17 protein-coding genes, 2 pseudogenes and 1 other annotated feature are annotated in these 16,098 nt (G+C 47.6%); of the genes and pseudogenes, 14 read left to right on the top strand and 5 right to left on the bottom strand.

Annotated features, from left to right (window positions below):
- Positions 1 to 104: 104 nt before the first annotated feature.
- Positions 105 to 1,541 carry an alanine/glycine:cation symporter family protein gene (locus NYE62_RS01410; protein ID WP_032870223.1) on the bottom strand — a complete coding sequence of 479 codons (1,437 nt, stop codon included), beginning with the start codon at positions 1,539 to 1,541 and terminating at the stop codon, positions 105 to 107.
- Between the two features lie 24 nt (positions 1,542 to 1,565).
- Entirely contained in the window at positions 1,566 to 2,549 is a 984-nt protein-coding gene (locus NYE62_RS01415) for a glutaminase (RefSeq protein ID WP_007409011.1), read from the bottom strand.
- 243 nt (positions 2,550 to 2,792) lie between these two features.
- Between NYE62_RS01415 and NYE62_RS01420 the strand changes: the two genes are divergently transcribed.
- The 5 genes and pseudogenes from NYE62_RS01420 to NYE62_RS01440 form a co-directional block, all read left to right on the top strand.
- On the top strand, positions 2,793 to 4,085 hold the full coding sequence (locus NYE62_RS01420; RefSeq protein ID WP_160222818.1) for a sensor histidine kinase: 1,293 nt from the start codon (positions 2,793 to 2,795) through the stop codon (positions 4,083 to 4,085).
- Between the two features lies 1 nt (position 4,086).
- Complete coding sequence (locus NYE62_RS01425; RefSeq protein ID WP_039252880.1) at positions 4,087 to 5,034, top strand: DNA-binding domain-containing protein; 948 nt, start codon at positions 4,087 to 4,089, stop codon at positions 5,032 to 5,034.
- 5 nt (positions 5,035 to 5,039) lie between these two features.
- A pseudogene (locus NYE62_RS01430) lies at positions 5,040 to 5,276 on the top strand (hypothetical protein); the annotation flags it as partial.
- A 48-nt stretch (positions 5,277 to 5,324) separates the two neighbouring features.
- Positions 5,325 to 5,574 (top strand) — a binding site (T-box leader).
- 88 nt (positions 5,575 to 5,662) lie between these two features.
- Entirely contained in the window at positions 5,663 to 5,827 is a 165-nt protein-coding gene (locus NYE62_RS01435) for a tryptophan RNA-binding attenuator protein inhibitory protein (RefSeq protein WP_007409016.1), read from the top strand.
- Between the two features lie 115 nt (positions 5,828 to 5,942).
- Positions 5,943 to 6,121: pseudogene (locus tag NYE62_RS01440) on the top strand (IS5/IS1182 family transposase); the annotation flags it as partial.
- Positions 6,122 to 6,265: 144 nt separating this feature from the next.
- On the opposite strand, the gene NYE62_RS01445 reads toward NYE62_RS01440, so the two are convergent.
- Positions 6,266 to 7,159, bottom strand: a complete 894-nt coding sequence (locus NYE62_RS01445) for a cation diffusion facilitator family transporter (RefSeq protein WP_007409018.1) — start codon at positions 7,157 to 7,159, stop codon at positions 6,266 to 6,268.
- A 427-nt stretch (positions 7,160 to 7,586) separates the two neighbouring features.
- Here NYE62_RS01445 and NYE62_RS01450 point away from each other — a divergent pair, with 427 nt between their 5' ends.
- From NYE62_RS01450 to NYE62_RS01465, 4 genes are all read left to right on the top strand, one after another.
- Positions 7,587 to 8,207, top strand: a complete 621-nt coding sequence (locus NYE62_RS01450; protein WP_007409019.1) for a nitroreductase family protein — start codon at positions 7,587 to 7,589, stop codon at positions 8,205 to 8,207.
- Between the two features lie 24 nt (positions 8,208 to 8,231).
- Positions 8,232 to 9,170, top strand: a complete 939-nt coding sequence (locus NYE62_RS01455) for a ring-cleaving dioxygenase (protein WP_342497189.1) — start codon at positions 8,232 to 8,234, stop codon at positions 9,168 to 9,170.
- Positions 9,171 to 9,302: 132 nt separating this feature from the next.
- The gene (locus NYE62_RS01460) at positions 9,303 to 9,692 is read left to right on the top strand and encodes a DoxX family protein (RefSeq protein WP_015239089.1); all 390 of its coding nucleotides are present in this window, start codon (positions 9,303 to 9,305) and stop codon (positions 9,690 to 9,692) included.
- Between the two features lie 179 nt (positions 9,693 to 9,871).
- The gene (locus NYE62_RS01465) at positions 9,872 to 10,210 is read left to right on the top strand and encodes a thioredoxin family protein (protein ID WP_064115789.1); all 339 of its coding nucleotides are present in this window, start codon (positions 9,872 to 9,874) and stop codon (positions 10,208 to 10,210) included.
- Between the two features lie 63 nt (positions 10,211 to 10,273).
- On the opposite strand, the gene NYE62_RS01470 is transcribed toward NYE62_RS01465, so the two are convergent.
- Positions 10,274 to 10,657 (bottom strand): DUF2512 family protein, encoded by a 384-nt coding sequence (locus NYE62_RS01470; RefSeq protein WP_003156684.1) that lies wholly within the window; start codon positions 10,655 to 10,657, stop codon positions 10,274 to 10,276.
- Between the two features lie 153 nt (positions 10,658 to 10,810).
- Here NYE62_RS01470 and NYE62_RS01475 point away from each other — a divergent pair, with 153 nt between their 5' ends.
- From NYE62_RS01475 to tatC, 4 genes are all read left to right on the top strand, one after another.
- Entirely contained in the window at positions 10,811 to 11,239 is a 429-nt protein-coding gene (locus NYE62_RS01475; protein ID WP_007409023.1) for a cell wall hydrolase, read from the top strand.
- A 263-nt stretch (positions 11,240 to 11,502) separates the two neighbouring features.
- Complete coding sequence (locus NYE62_RS01480; RefSeq protein WP_033575133.1) at positions 11,503 to 13,254, top strand: alkaline phosphatase; 1,752 nt, start codon at positions 11,503 to 11,505, stop codon at positions 13,252 to 13,254.
- Between the two features lie 12 nt (positions 13,255 to 13,266).
- Positions 13,267 to 13,464, top strand: coding sequence for a twin-arginine translocase TatA/TatE family subunit (locus NYE62_RS01485; RefSeq protein ID WP_003156681.1), 198 nt, complete (start codon positions 13,267 to 13,269; stop codon positions 13,462 to 13,464).
- A 61-nt stretch (positions 13,465 to 13,525) separates the two neighbouring features.
- Positions 13,526 to 14,251: a twin-arginine translocase subunit TatC gene (gene tatC / locus NYE62_RS01490; RefSeq protein ID WP_007409026.1), complete on the top strand. Its 726-nt coding sequence runs from the start codon at positions 13,526 to 13,528 to the stop codon at positions 14,249 to 14,251.
- On the opposite strand, the gene pcp is transcribed toward tatC, so the two are convergent.
- Positions 14,248 to 14,895, bottom strand: coding sequence for a pyroglutamyl-peptidase I (gene pcp, locus NYE62_RS01495; RefSeq protein ID WP_007409027.1), 648 nt, complete (start codon positions 14,893 to 14,895; stop codon positions 14,248 to 14,250). The genes tatC and pcp overlap by 4 nt on opposite strands.
- A 71-nt stretch (positions 14,896 to 14,966) precedes the next feature.
- On the opposite strand from pcp, the gene NYE62_RS01500 reads away from it, so the two are divergent.
- On the top strand, positions 14,967 to 16,094 hold the full coding sequence (locus NYE62_RS01500; RefSeq protein ID WP_342497190.1) for an aminotransferase class V-fold PLP-dependent enzyme: 1,128 nt from the start codon (positions 14,967 to 14,969) through the stop codon (positions 16,092 to 16,094).
- The last annotated feature ends 4 nt before the right edge of the window (positions 16,095 to 16,098 follow it).

A 16,098-nucleotide genomic window follows, 5' to 3' on the forward strand; every position in this document is an offset into this window, starting at 1 on the left:
TCTGACTTTACTGAAAATATATAAAAAGGGTAATGGACGCTATTCTCTTTGTCAATGAACCGGCAGAAAAAAGGTGTTCAGGACGCTGCCCGAACACCTTTTGTTTAGGAAATGTGTTTGCCTTTCGCACTTTTCGCGATGTCTGAATACTCCCAGCAGTCGATCCCGTCATCATCAGGGAGTACATCTCTGTAAAAGACGGGGTCCTTTCCGGCTTTCTTTTGCCGGGCATAATCGCTCAAAGCGGCAAACGCTTTTTTCGACAGAAGGAAAATCGCGATTAAGTTCACGACCACCATTAAGCCCATGAATAAGTCAGCCATATCCCACACAAGCTGGACTTTGGAAATACAGCCGAACAGTACCATTCCGAGCACGCAGATGCGGTAAATGAACAGCCATTTTTTGTTCTGGCTTAAAAATCCGATATTGGTTTCTCCGTAATAATAGTTGCCCATCAGAGCGCTGAAGCCGAACAAAAGCATTAAGACGGCAAGGAAACCTGACGCCCACGCGCCGACATGGTCGCTCAAGGCGGCCTGAGAAAGCGCGATGCCGCTCAGTCCCGGCTGGTGATAAGCGTCTGAAAATAAAATGATAAGCGCCGTGCTTGTACAAATGACGAGCGTATCCGTCAGGACGCCGAATGCCTGAATGAGCCCCTGTTTCACCGGGTGGCTCGTCGTAGCTGTCGCCGCCGCGTTCGGAGCGCTTCCCATACCCGCTTCATTTGAGAAAATCCCGCGCCTTACACCTTGCATCAAGGCCGCACCTAAAGCGCCGCCCGCTGCCTGATCAATGCCGAACGCATTTTTTACGATTAGCGACAGAACGCCGGGCAATTGGGTGATGTTCGTCAGAATGACAAAGAAAGCGACACCGATATATAAAACGGCCAAGACGACTACGATGTATTCCGCCATTTTCGCAATTCGTTTGACGCCGCCGAAGATTACGCCGCCGAAAACCACGATTAAAATAATGCCCAATGTAAGCCGGCTGGTGCCGAATGCGTTTTGAAAGGCGACGCTGATCGTATTGGATTGAACGGAATTAAAAACTACCCCGAATGACAGTGTGATTAATACGGCGAACAGCGCGCCCATCCAGCGTTTCTTCAGGCCCTTTTCCATGTAATAGGCCGGGCCTCCGCGAAATCCGTTTTGATCTTTTACTTTATAGATTTGGGCCAGCGTGCTTTCAACAAAGCTTGAAGCCGAACCGATGACTGCGATAATCCACATCCAGAAAATAGCGCCCGGACCGCCGAGTGCGATCGCAATGGCGATTCCGGTAATATTCCCGGTTCCGACACGCGCCGCCATACTGATGCAAAATGCCTGAAACGGGGAAATGGTGTTTTTTGTCCGGGCGGCCGCGCCTTCCTTCAAAACCCGGATCATTTCCTTCAGCATGCGGACTTGCAGACCCTTTGATCTGAACGTAAAAAACAGTCCCAGAGAAAGAAGCAGTACGATTAACAGTTTTGACCATAAAAAATCATTTGCCGAGCCGATTACATTTTCAAGGAATTCCTGCATCCAATCACCTCTTGGTTCGTTTGATTAAAAAATACTGAGCTCCCACTCCTGTGCGATATGTTTCAGCAGCATGCCGCCGGTCAGGCTGTTGCCGTATTCATCAATGGCCGGACCGTAAATGCCGATGCCGCAGCCGTTATGAAAAGGCTGTTCTCTTCTGGCGCTTGGGGGAACCAATGCCATAATGCCGCCGGATACCCCGCTTTTGGCCGGGACGCCGACGAAAGCCGCATATTTGCCTGACGCATTGTACATTCCGCACGTCAGCATCAGGGCTTTGGCGAGTTTCGCGACATCTTTCGGAATGACCTGTTCCCGTCGGATCGGATGGTAGCCGTCATGCGCAAGTATCAATCCGATTAAAGCGATGTCCTCGGTTGTACCCTCCATGGCGCACTGCTTTAAATACACTTCAAGCGTTTCTTCCACATCCGCCTCTAGAAAGTTCGTTTCTTTTAAATAGTAGGCGAGCGCTCTGTTCCGATGCGCGGTCTGCCATTCAGAACGGAAGACCTCCTCGTGAATGTGAGGGCGTTTTCCTATTAATTTTTCAAAAACGGAAAAGAGATATTCTAATTTATCATGCGCCGTTTCACCCGGAAGCAGCGAGGCGACGGTAATGGCGCCGGCATTGATCATCGGGTTGAAGGGCTTCCCGGGTTTATGGATTTCAAGCCGGATGATAGAATTAAACGCATCACCCGTCGGTTCCACGTCCACACGATCCAGCACGTAAGAAATGCCTCTGTTCATGCAGGCGGCAATAAAGCTGATGACTTTTGAGATGCTCTGCAATGTGAACGGGACATTCCATTCACCGGCATGAATCATTGAGCCATCCGGCTCTAATATGCAAATGCCCAGCTGAGAGTCGTTGATTTCTCCGAGGGCGGGTATATAATTTGCGCTTTTTCCATTGACGGAAAACGGTCGGTAATGCTCGACCCAATCTTGTAAAAGTGAAGCCAGTTCCTCTTTTTCAAGGCGCTCTCTGACCATATCTTTCATAACATTCCTCCTCTATTGCAAGCCTGTCCGAAGCGGAAACCGGTCTTGGAAAACGTTTTCAAAAATAGCGTGTTCCATGTTAATGTATAATGACATCTACAGAATCATACAAAATACGACAAAATCATTCTTAAAATAAGCCGATAGATTTATAAATCAGCCGGAGTGTCCCGCCATTCGGGTCTAAAGAAATTTGCGGACTGTATCGGTCTTGTTCAAAATAGACAGAAGAAGGAAGTGATTATGATCAGGCTCGACTATTTACTGAAAAAAGACGGCTATCTTTTCGCCCTTATGCTGATCACCGTGCCGTTGGCGGGGGAACTGAAATTTTACCCCCTGAATGAGGTATATCGGATCAGCTTCGGCGCCCCGGCTTTTTTCTTTTTTCTGCTGCTGCTTCGGCATGTGCCGGCAGTATTGTCAGGGCTGTTGACAGGTGCAGCCGTTGTGGCATTCCGGATCGGCCTGGCGTGCTGGGGAGGAGAGCATGCCGGCTTTACGGAGGTTTTTTTCAGCCAATATCCCAGTTTCTTTTTTTACTTTACATATGCCTGCTTGTTTTATGTGCTGAAGGTCAGGCTTTTTTGGGATCGGCCGCTGATGATCGGGTTTCTCGGTTTTCTCATTGAAATTGCGTCTGATGCCGTTGAAATGACGGTTCAGTTTTCCGGCGGCCGGCAGATTATGATGCCGGACAAGCTGGCGGATATTGCGGTTATCGCTGTTTCTCACACATTTATTGTGCTGAGTTTTTTCAACGTGATGAAGCTGCACGAATCTCAGGTCAGGGAAAAACAAACGAGAAAGCAGCATGAGCACATGCTGATGATTGTGTCCAACTTATATGAAGAAACGATTCATTTGAAAAAAACGCTGAAAACGACGGAGCATGTGACGAAAGAATCCTATCAGCTATATCGGGAAATGAGCGGGAACGACCGGGAGCTCGGGAGCCGAATGCTGCGCCTTGCGGGAGAGATTCATGAAGTGAAAAAAGACAATCAGCGAATATTCGCCGGCCTGTCGAAGCTGATTTCCAATGAGAGATTCCGGGATTACATGAATGCCGCCGCTCTGGTCGGCATCGTCATCCGAATCAATGAAAAATACGCCGAATCTTTAGGAAAGGACATTCAATTCCGGAGCGTGATTGAAGGAGAGCATCCCGATTATCACGTCTTTACCGTCTTGTCGATCTTAAATAACCTGACCGCCAATGCCGTCGAAGCCATGGGAGACAGGGGTGAGATCCGCCTCGCGCTGCGCAGGACGGAAGGAGAAAAGGCTGAATTTCAGGCGGAAGATGACGGTCCCGGCATTCCGGAAAAAATCGGAGAGGTCGTTTATGATCCCGGGTTTACGTCCAAATACGATGAATTCGGCACACCTTCAACGGGCATCGGGCTTACTTACGTGAAGGAAATCGTAACTGAACTTGACGGAGACATTTCCTTTCATAACAAGCCAAAAGGCGTCATATTTACGATTAAACTGCCGGTGAAGCATTTGATTGCAGAAAGGATGAACTCATAATATGCGTTTTTTTATAGCTGATGATGACCGGGCGATCCGTTCCATTTTAAAACAGATGATCGAGGACGAGGACTTAGGAGAAGTCGTCGGTGAGGCAGAGGACGGAAGCCAGATTGAAGGGCATTATCTCCATTTTAAACAAGTCGATATTTTATTAATTGATCTGCTGATGCCGGGTCGGGACGGGATTGAGACGATCCGGCATCTTCAGGGATCGTACAACGGAAAAGCGGTGATGATATCGCAGGTGGAGGCAAAGGAAATGGTGGGAGAAGCTTATTCTCTCGGCATCGAATACTTTATCCACAAACCGATCAACAAAATCGAGATCGTCACCGTTTTGGGAAAAGTAAAAGAGCGGATTGAACTGGAAACCTCGATCGGCGACATCCAACACTCGTTAAGCCGTCTTATTCAGCGGAATGAGCCGAAAAAAAGCGGGCCGGGGGGGATGCACGAGAAATCAATCAAAGAAACAGGAAAATTTCTTTTATCGGAATTAGGCATCGTGGGAGAAAGCGGGGCGCATGACCTCATGGCCGTCCTTCACTATTTATTTGAGGATGAACAGGCGGAAAGAAACATCCCGTCTTTAAAGCAGATGTTTACAAACGTCGCCATCCGGAAGCTGGGGCCTGCGGCGGCACAAGCCGAGGTTAACAGGGAAATCAAAGCCTCGGAACAGCGGATCAGAAGGGCCGTCATTCATTCGTTAAACCATTTCGCTTCATTGGGCACAACTGATTTTTCAAACCCCAAATTTGAATATTACGCCTCGAAATTCTTTGATTTCCCCGCTGTCAGCAAGAGAATGAAAGAAATGCAGGCTAAGGAAACCGTGCCGCTTTCTCCGGTTAAAGTGAATATGAAAAAATTCATTCACGTCTTCTTTTTGGAGGCGAAAGATTTACGCGAAGGATCAAAATTTGTCAGCGGAGGCAGCCGGTAAGCTGGCTTTGGAAAAGATGGCAAACGTGGATAAATGACAGTTCGTACTGGCCTGATTTTTCCGTGCTGATCCATGGCGACTTGCATCCTCCGCATATTTTTGTAAACGAAAATCAGCATGTGACAGAATGGCAGGCCGCTTACCCTGTGGAAACGGCGAAGTTCGCGCTTCAGACGGGGCAAGAGGAGCATATGCAAATGGCGCGGGACATGCTCGGCCTGACCGATCCGAAAGGTTATTGACTTCCGCCGGATGACAGCGTATGATACATTTTAAAATAAAAGAACGGATGAACAATGCTGAGGAAGAGTAAGTACGCATCAGCGCGCGGGGTTCAGAGAGTCGGTGGCCGCTGTGAACCGATCCCCGTCCGGTGCCGAATGGGCTTCTGAATTGCTGCGCTGAAATGACAGTAGGCGGTGCCGGGATTCTTCCCCGTTATCAAGAAAGGAGTATTGAAACCGTGTGTTTCTGTACTTTTTGAGAGAATGGCTTATCAGCCGTTAATAAAGGTGGCACCGCGAAAACCTCGTCCTTTGATGGACGGGGTTTTTTTGTATTGTTAAGGAGGTGATGGCCATGGAAAGTGACTGGAGACGGACAGACAATCAAAAAAGGAGGGATATTCATGGTGATCGCAACCGACGATCTTGAGCTCACGTGTCCGCATTGTGAAGGAACCGGCGAGGAGAAGGAAGGGACGCCCTGTCCGAAGTGCGGCGCGAAGGGCGTCATATTGACCGCTCAAGGAAACACGCTGCTGCATTTTATCAGAAAGCATATTGATCAGTGAAATCAAACGAAAAAGGCCGTTATCCGGCCTTCAGGCTGTCGAGAAAACCTCGACAGCCTTTATGTTTCCCTTGTCATAAAATAAAAGAAAGACTGAAAAAAACGGTTTCTTTCTCATGTTCCACACAAGAAATTTTTCTCGAAACACAGCCGAATTCGTTCTGTTTAACCAACTCGTCGAAGAGGATCACCTTCTTCGAAAAATTGATAAATACATAGACTTCTCTTTCATTGTTGAAAAGGTCAAACCTTACTGCAGCGAACACTTGATCCGCTGATCTTATTCAAAATGATGTTGAAGATTGCCACATACCCAGCCAAGCAAAGCTAGGCATGTGGGAGTGCTTTTTCTGCACCTGAAATCAAATGAATATGTAAAGAAACAGCACAAAACAAAAAAGCTTGTAGAAAAACATCATTTTCTCTACAAGCTGCTTTTTCATTCTTCAAAATAAGGATTCACATGGATGAGCACTTCTTCAACATCTGAAAAGTGTCTTTGGATTTCATTTCGGATTTCGCGGGCAATATCGTGTCCCTGCTTAATCGTCAAATCATGATCCAAAGATAACCGGACATCAAGCAATTTATAGTGGCCGTGTTCTCTTGCTCGGATTTTATCGAGCCGTTTGACTTGAGGGCAATGCAAAATAACGGCTTTATATTCCTCTATCAGTTCGGGATCAACACTTTTTTCCATGAGAACGTCAACAGACGGCCTGATTAATTCCATTGAAATCTTAAAAATGAGGTACGCCACGATGACACTGGCAATTGCATCGGCGTACAACAGATAGGACCACCCGCGTGTGTTCCCGATAATCGCCAATAGGACGCCGATAAAAGCGGCAAGAGAGGCAACGATATCGCCTTTATGATCGTATGCAATCGCTATAATCGCTTTACTGTTCCATTTTTCCCCTTGTTTGATCGAATAACGATATAAGATCTGCTTAGCCGCGTAGGATATCAGAGCCGCAAACAATGCGCTGTATTGCGGGATGCTTGGACCTTCAACAAAGGACGAAATCGCTTCTATCAGAATATACACGGAAACGAGCACTAATATGATTCCTACAATCGCTTCGCTGATGACCTCAGCTTTGCCATGCCCGAAAGGATGGTCTTGATCGGGCGGCTTATTAGAAATGCCGATGACGGCCAGGACAGCAATTGAAGCCGCGACATCTGCTGCAGAATGTATACCGTCGGCAAAAACTGCTTCACTATCGCCTATCAGTCCAAAAAAGATCTTTCCTGCCATTAAGATCAGATTGGCTATCAATGCAATCAAAGCAACTTTTTTGCTTATTTGTTCTCTTTCACTTGTCATTTTTTCCTCCTATAAAACTGCACAAAAAAATAGAGGCGCTTTTGATTCGCTCTCCGTATCCTTTCTTGTGTAATCACTTTGCTTATCGTACCAATTCAGTTTCGAGTGGGTCTATAGCAAGGTTGTTTCCTGTTTACTAATAAATAAGGTGACAGAAAAAAAGTTGGAGCAGGGCTAAACAGTACACAGACAAAATGACGCTGAATTTAAAAATGAACTGTTGACATTTGAGTGTTTATCTTTTATTATTATCTCGAATTCAAGATTTTTTAATTCAAGATAATTTAATTAGAGTGCAGGATAAGAACCTGCCGATCGTTTGAATCACGAAAAGATCAGTGAAGAGAACGTTTCGTTTTTGATCATATGTTATTTGATTTTTTATACTATAATATCTCGAATTCGAGATAAAAGGGGTGCGAGGGAAATGGCTGAATTTGTACAGCTAGTGAATGAAAGAAGATCTGCAAGCAACTTTCTTCCAGAACATCCAATCACAAGAGATGAGCTCAATGAAATGTTTGAATTGGTTGCGTTGGCTCCATCAGCTTTTAATTTGCAGCATACAAAATATGTGACGGTTCTTGACCCGGATGTAAAAGAAAAGCTGAAGCAGGCCGCAAACGGACAATATAAAGTGTTTAGCTCATCAGCTGTTCTTTTGGTTTTAGGGGATAAGCAGGCATATCAGCAAGCGGCTGACATCTATGAAGGATTGAAGATGCTGGGGGTATTAAATAAACAAGAGTATGATCACATGGTTCAAGACACCGTTTCGTTTTATGAAAACAGGGGAGAACCATTTAAGAGAGATGAGGCGATAAGAAATGCTTCACTTTCTGCGATGATGTTTATGCTGAGTGCTAAGGAAAAAGGCTGGGACACCTGTCCGATGATAGGGTTTGATGCTGAAGCCGTGAAACAGATTTTGAAGATAGATGATCAATTTGAGGTCGTCATGATGATTACAATCGGGAAAGAAAAAATAGAAAGCAGAAGGCCGCGCGGCTACCGAAAGCCTGTGAATGAGTTTGTGGAGTATATTTAACTATTTGTAAAGGAGCAAATAAAAATGGCGAAAAAAACGATGGGCATCCATCATATTACAGCAATTGTCGGTCACCCTCAAGAGAATGCTGATTTCTACGCTGGAGTGCTGGGGCTGCGATTGGTCAAGCAAACGGTCAATTTTGATGATCCGGGTACGTATCACCTTTATTTTGGGGATGAAGGCGGGAAGCCGGGAACAATCATCACATTCTTTCCGTGGGCGGGCGCCCGCCAAGGCATCATTGGAGACGGACAGGTTGGCGTGACATCTTACGCCGTGCCGAAGGGTGCCATGGCGTTTTGGGAAAAGAGACTTGAAAAGTTCAACATTCCATACACAAAAATCGAGCGTTTTGGAGAACAATATATAGAATTTGATGACCCGCATGGCCTGCATTTAGCAATCGTGGAAAGAGAAGCAGGGGAGGCCAATACGTGGACTTTCGGAGATGTAACCCCGGATGTTGCCATTAAAGGCTTTGGCGGTGCAACCCTGTTATCAGCACAGCCTGAAAAAACAGGTGAATTGCTAGAAAACATCATGGGGCTTGAGCGAGTCGGTAAAGAAGGAGACTTCGTTCGTTATCGTTCTGCCGGTGATATCGGAAATGTGATTGACCTTAAGTTAACGCCTATCGGCCGCGGGCAAATGGGGGTCGGCACGGTCCATCACATCGCTTGGCGGGCTCAGGATGACGAAGATCAATTAGATTGGCAGAGGTTCATTGCTGCGCACGGATATGGTGTGACTCCTGTTCAGGATAGAAACTATTTTAATGCGGTTTACTTCAGAGAACACGGGGAAATCTTATTTGAGATCGCAACTGATCCGCCGGGCTTTGCCCATGATGAGTCACAAGAAACAATGGGCGGAAAACTGATGCTCCCTGAGCAGTATGAACCGCACCGGGCACAAATTGAACTAGGGCTGCTGCCGTTTGAAGTGAGAGAATTAGATTGATTGATAGATGAACGTGAAGCATGAAGAAAAATAACAAGACATACATTTAACAGATGTTTGCTGGAAGCGACTGTTGGTAAACAAGCTGCCTTGCAGCACATCATATAATATGAAAAATAAGGAGAGATAAAAATGGAAGATGCAGGACTATTACTTATTCGAATCATAATTGGTGTGGTGTTTCTGTTTTATGGATCACAAAAATTATTCGGCTGGTTTGGCGGATACGGAATTAAAGGAACCGGACAGTGGTTCGAGTCAATTGGAGTTAAACCGGGCAATGCCGCGGCCGCTTTATCAGGTCTCGGGGAACTCGCAAGCGGAATTCTATTTATTTTAGGTGTTTTCCTCCCGCTCGGAGCTGCTATTATAACGATTATTATGTTAGGTGCCATCGTAAAAGTCCATGGAGCGAAAGGATTTGCCAACGGTGCCGGCGGTTTTGAATATAACTTGGTGCTGATTGCAGTCTCCATCGGAGTTGCACTCATCGGTTCAGGGGCGTACGCTTTGCATTTTTAATATAAGTATCTAAGAACAGTTACTGAAAAGCGGTAACTGTTCTTTTATTTTTCAAGCACAACGTTCAGGTGCTCTGAATAGCAAAAAAGCGGATATGATCAATATAAATGTGTATAGTGAATGTACGCGTATTGATGAGCTTGGTCATGAAAGACGAGCCGATTTGGAGGAGGGTTTTGATGAAAGAGATGGCAGAATTACATTCATTAGATTCTATCGAGAATTTTATTAAACAGCATCAATTCAGTTTTATCTACATTTCAAGACCCGCCTGTACAGTATGTCACGCTGTTCTGCCGCAGCTCAGAAACGTATTGGATCAGTTTCCGAATATCAAATTGGGGCATATCAATGCTGACGAGGTAGAAGAGGTGGCCGGCAGATTTTCAGTCTTCACTGTTCCCGTGCTTCTTTTGTTCATTGATGGGACTGAGTTTCTGAGAGAAGCCCGCTTTGTTCGTTTTGAACAGCTCGAAGAAAGGCTGAAAAGGGTTTATCAGTTATATCAAGATGTATAAAGCGTTTATACTTTACAAATAAAAAGCCCCCTTTAAAGGGGCTTTTATCCGGCCTTTTTTACGTTATTCGGACCGGGGTTCTAAAAAACGGGACCCGCCCAAGTCTTTTCTCATCAGATAGATATGGAAAAAATATTCTCCGACGGCGATGATGACGGCGGAAATAAGAGCGGCAAACGCCAGTCTTCCTCCGGAAATGCCCATGGACAGCGGCATTCCCATCAGCCAGACAACAAGAAACGCGATTCCGAAATCAGCGGACGCCGCCGTGATGTTATTCCATCTCGGCAGCACGTACAGGTCGCCCGTAAAGTAAGAAACGGCTCCCAGCACAATGGTCATCAGCAGCACGTCGCCGAATGTAAAGCGAAAACCTAAGCCGAGTATCAGATACAGAATAATGATGGTCATAATGCCTTTGATGGCAAGCGCTTTAATGTGTTCCATGCGAATTCCTCCTTATGGAAATCATGTTAGTATGTTTCCTCATAACGTGAAATATAAACCCTTTTTTCGTGAACATTTGTTTTCTGGCTTTTGTCTGTCATCACTGGGCCGCGGCTGAATATGATGAAGGGAGAAAATACGGGAGGTGTCATGATGGCAGTCGTAAAAGCGTCGAGCGCCGATCTGGATCTAATGGCAAGGCTGCTCAGGGCGGAAGCGGAAGGCGAAGGGAAGCAGGGAATGCTTTTGGTCGGCAATGTGGGAATCAATCGGGTGCGGGCGAATTGTTCTGATTTTAAAGGCCTGCGCACCATCAGGCAGATGGTGTTTCAGCCGCACGCGTTTGAAGCGGTGACTCACGGATACTTTTACCAGAGACCGCGTGAATCCGAGCGGAGGCTTGCCCGCCGGACGATTAACGGAGAACGGTTTTGGCCGGCTAAGTTCAGTCTGTGGTATTTTAAGCCGCCGGGAAACTGCCCGCCGACTTGGTATAATCAGCCGTTTGTCGCGAGATTCAAATCCCACTGCTTCTATCAGCCGACAGGTGAAACGTGCGAAAACGTGTACAATACATTTTAATCCCGGGCGCACCGTTCTGAGAATGAACGGTGTTTTTTTAATTTCTTGTGAAGAAAAATAGGAAAAAAGTTCGCTTGACGGATGACAAGCCAAAAAGAAACAGAGGGGGTTTTCTCCCGGCGGGGCAAGGTTTGTCGAAACAATGTGAAAAATGTCTCCCGCCGTCCATTTTTCAGCCTTACAAACCCTTCACACTTCTTCATAGCGGTTTAACATTTCTTTTTTATAATAAGGGCGATCAATGAGACGAAAGGGGAACTGACATGACACATGACGGCCGTTTAGATGAATGGATCAAGGAATTGGAGAACAAAAGCTTTCAGAACAATACGTTTGACCGCCGCGCATTTATACAGGGCGCCGGGAAAATCGCCGGTCTTTCCCTCGGGTTAGCGATCGCGCAATCCATCGGCGCGTTTGAAGTGAATGCCGCTCCGAAATTTTCAAACTATCCGTTCACCCTCGGCGTAGCTTCCGGCGACCCGCTGTCTGACAGCGTCATTCTCTGGACGCGTCTTGCCCCTGACCCGCTGAATGGGGGCGGCATGCCGAAGCAGGCCGTGCCGGTAAAATGGGAAATCGCCGCTGATGAACATTTTCGTCACATCGTCAAACGCGGAACGGAAATGGCCAAGCCGAATCTCGGACACTCCGTCCATGTCGAGGCGGACGGGCTCAAGCCCAATAAAGTGTACTATTACCGGTTTAAAAGCGGGCATGAGCTCAGTCCCGTCGGCCGGACGAAAACGCTGCCCGCTCCCGGTGCTGACGTATCCGCCATGACGTTTGCATTTGCTTCATGCCAGCAGTATGAACACGGCTATTATACGGCGTATAAACATATGGCGAAGGAAAAGCTTGATCTCGTGTTCCATCTCGGAGATTACATTTATGAATACGGACCGAACGAATATGTGTCAAAAACGGGAAATGTCAGGACGCACAGCAGCGCTGAAGTGTATACACTGTCAGATTACCGCAACCGTCATGCCCAATACCGCTCTGATGCCAATCTGAAAGCCGCCCACGCCGCATTTCCGTGGGTCGTGACGTGGGACGATCATGAGGTGGAAAACAATTATGCCAATATTATCCCTGAAAAAGGCCAATCCGTTGAAGCGTTTGTGCTCAGGAGGGCCGCAGCTTATCAGGCTTATTATGAACACATGCCGCTCAGGCGCATGTCATTGCCGAACGGTCCTGATATGCGGCTGTACAGGCAATTTTCTTATGGCAATTTAGCATCGTTCAATGTGCTTGATACAAGACAGTACAGAGATGATCAGGCCAACGGCGACGGGAATAAGCCGCCTTCTGATGAGTGGAGAGATCCGAAGCGTACATTGATGGGGACAGAACAGGAGCAATGGCTCTTCGGAAATTTAGCCGCCTCGAAAGCGAAGTGGAATGTGCTGGCGCAGCAAATCTTTTTCGCGCAATGGAATTTCGGAACAACCGCCAATCCGATATACAGCATGGATTCATGGGACGGCTACCCGGCTCAGCGGGAGCGGGTCATCAATTTTATAAAAAGCAAAAACCTGAACAATGTCATCGTGCTGACGGGTGATGTTCACGCAAGCTGGGCGTCAAACCTGCATACCGATTTTAATCAAACGAATTCAAAGATTTTCGGAGCCGAATTCGTCGGAACTTCCATTACATCTGGAGGAAACGGAGCGGATAAACGGGCCGATACGGATCAGATCTTAAAACAAAACCCGCATATTAAGTTTTTCAACGATTACCGCGGCTATGTCCGCTGTACGGTGACCCCTGCCCAATGGAGAGCGGATTACAGAGTGGTGCCGTACGTGACGGAGCCGGGGGCTGAGGTATCCACGCGGGCTTCATTCATTTATCAGAAAGACCAGACGGGGATTCGGAAGGTCTCTCAAGCTGCGGTTGCAGGCGGTGTAAAGCAGTCAAATGAGGTGGAAGAGGATCGTTTCTTCGCCCATAACAATGCGCATGAAAAGCAAATGAGAAAGAAACGGGCCAAAATCTCACAATAAGGAGGCACACTCATGTTTTCTAATATCGGCATTCCCGGGTTGATCCTGATCTTCGTCATCGCTCTCATCATTTTCGGGCCTTCAAAGCTTCCGGAAATCGGCCGTGCCGCCGGCCGCACGCTGCTTGAATTTAAAAGTGCCGCAAAAACACTGGTCTCAAATGAAGAGCCGGACAAGCAGACGGCTGAGAAAGACAAAACGGCAGGCTGAATCCTGACATGGGGGCAGACGAATCCGCTTCTGCCTCTTTCTCTATAAGGAGGATGTACGATTGGATAAAAAAGAAACCCACTTGATCGGGCATTTAGAGGAAGTCCGGCAGCGTCTCATTAAAACCGTTATCGCCTTTCTCGTGTTTTTTATCGGCGCCTGCTGGTTTGTGCAGGATATTTATGACTGGCTGATCAAGGATTTGGATGGCAGGCTGGCCGTTTTAGGGCCGAGCGAGATTTTATGGGTGTATATGATGATTGCGGGAATATGCGCCCTTACGGCAACGATTCCGGTTGCCGCTTTTCAGCTCTGGCGTTTTACGGCGCCGGCTTTGACCCCGTTTGAACGCCGCGCCGCTTTGCTTTACATCCCGGGGCTTTCGGTTTTGTTTATTATCGGAATTTCCTTCGGGTATTTTGTGCTGTTTCCGATTGTGCTCGGATTTTTAACACAATTATCCGCCGGCCATTTTGACATGGTATTTACGGCGGACAAGTATTTTACCTTTATGCTGAATCTTACATTACCGTTCGGATTTTTGTTTGAAATGCCTCTGGCCGTCATGTTTTTGACACGGCTCGGAATCGTGAATCCAACCCGGCTGGCAAAGGCGCGGAAGCTTTCGTATTTTGTGCTGATCGTTGTCTCGGTGCTGATTACGCCTCCGGATTTTATGTCTGACTTTCTCGTCATGATTCCGCTGCTCGTCCTCTATGAAATCAGTGTGACGCTGTCCCGCATCGTTTACCGGAAGAAATGGGCCGAGGCGCCGTCTGCAGCTTAGTGAAGTTCGCCTCCGCCGGTCTCAATATCGTCCTCATGCGCCGCGGCGGTCACCGCGGCGATTTTGAGCGCTTTTGTCACGAGATCCAGGCTGAGGCTCGGCGCAGACTTTTGCAAGGTTTGCTCCGGAATGTACGGGATGTGTATAAACCCGCCGCGGATGTGCGGATGATGGCGGCTGATTTCATCCATCAGCCCGTAAAAGAGGTGATTGCATACAAATGTCCCCGCCGTGTAGGATACAGCCGCGGGAATGCCTTCCTTTTTGATTTCCTCAACGATCCGTTTGATCGGAAGGCCGGTCCAATAAGCCGCGGGACCGTCTTGAGAAATGTTTTCCCCGACAGGCTGGTTTCCTTCGTTATCCGGTATGCGCGCCTCATTGAGATTGATCGCGACCCGTTCCGGCGTGATCTGCATTCTGCCGCCTGCCTGTCCGACACAGATGATAATGTCAGGCTGATGCTTTTTGATCGCCTCGCGCAGCACGGCAAGAGACTTATAAAAAACGGTCGGCACTTGTTCAGATACGATAGAGGCGGGGCCCTCAGCGGCACCATTCAGCCGTTTGACCGCTTCCCATGAAGGATTGACCGTTTCCCCGCCGAAGGGGTCAAAGCCTGTCAGCAATACTTTTTTCTCCATATAAAACCCTCCTTTTCTTTTTACCATACTCTATAATGGACATATATTCCTGCCGAAGGGGGAAACATGTCTTGAATTCGCCTCTGGTGCAATACCGATCTTTATTTCCGGCGCTCCGCACACATACGATGCTCGCCAGCTGCTCTCAAAGCGCTCTTGCCCTGCCGGTTTCAAAAGCGATCAATGACTATCAGGAAAGCCTGCTTCAGCATGGCGGAAACTGGGAAGAAGCCATTGGACGAACGGAGCAGGCAAGGTGTGAATTTGCGAAATTGATCGGCGCCCATCCTGAAGAAATCGCCGTTTTACCTTCAGTAACGGCTGCTGTCTCTGCCGTCGTTTCTGCTTTGCCGGATTGCCGAAAGAAACAGGCGGTGTATACGGAATTGGATTTTCCGGCGATCGCCCACATTTTGAAGGCACAGACTGAGATGGAGCTTTCAGTCGTGCCGTCTGAAGACGGAATGATCCCGTTAGAACGGTATGAGACGTACATATCGGAACAGACGCTTTTCACCTGTGTGCCCCATGTGTCATATACGTCCGGTTTTGTCCAGGATATGAAGCGCATTGCCGAGATATCCGCAAAGAAGGGATCGCTTCTTTTTGTCGATGCTTATCAATCAGCGGGGCACATCCCGATTGATGTAAAAGAATGGGGAGTTGATATGCTGGCCGCGGGTGCGAGAAAGTATATGCTCGGCATACCGGGAACGGCGTTTCTTTATGTCAGAAAGGAACTCGCCGAACGGCTGAAGCCGAAAGTCACCGGGTGGTTCGGGCAGCAGCGGGCGTCGATGCTGGATTTAACCCGTTTTTCTTATGCGGACGGAGCCAAACGCTTTGAGACCGGAACCCCGGCTTTTATCAGCATATATGCGGCACAGGCGGCTTTATCTCTAGTAAACGATGCCGACACAGACCGCATTCACCGGGAAGTAAAAAAACTCAGCACATTTGCGTATGAATACGCTTTTGAAAAAGGGTTGCACCTCACAGGGCCGCCGTCTGCCGATGACAGACCCGGCATGATTTCCATACGGGATGAAAAAGCGGCGGAAACGGCTGCGCTGTTGAGGCGGAAAAACATCGTATGCGCACCCAGCGGACATATCATCCGGCTGGCGCCTCATTTCTATAACACGGCCGATGATCTGATGTATGCGATTGATGAACTGGCTGAAGCGCGCGGTATATAAAAAA

The sequence above is a fragment of the Bacillus sp. FSL K6-2861 genome (genome assembly GCF_038630725.1).
In the GTDB taxonomy this organism is placed as follows: Bacteria; Bacillota; Bacilli; order Bacillales; family Bacillaceae; genus Bacillus; species Bacillus velezensis.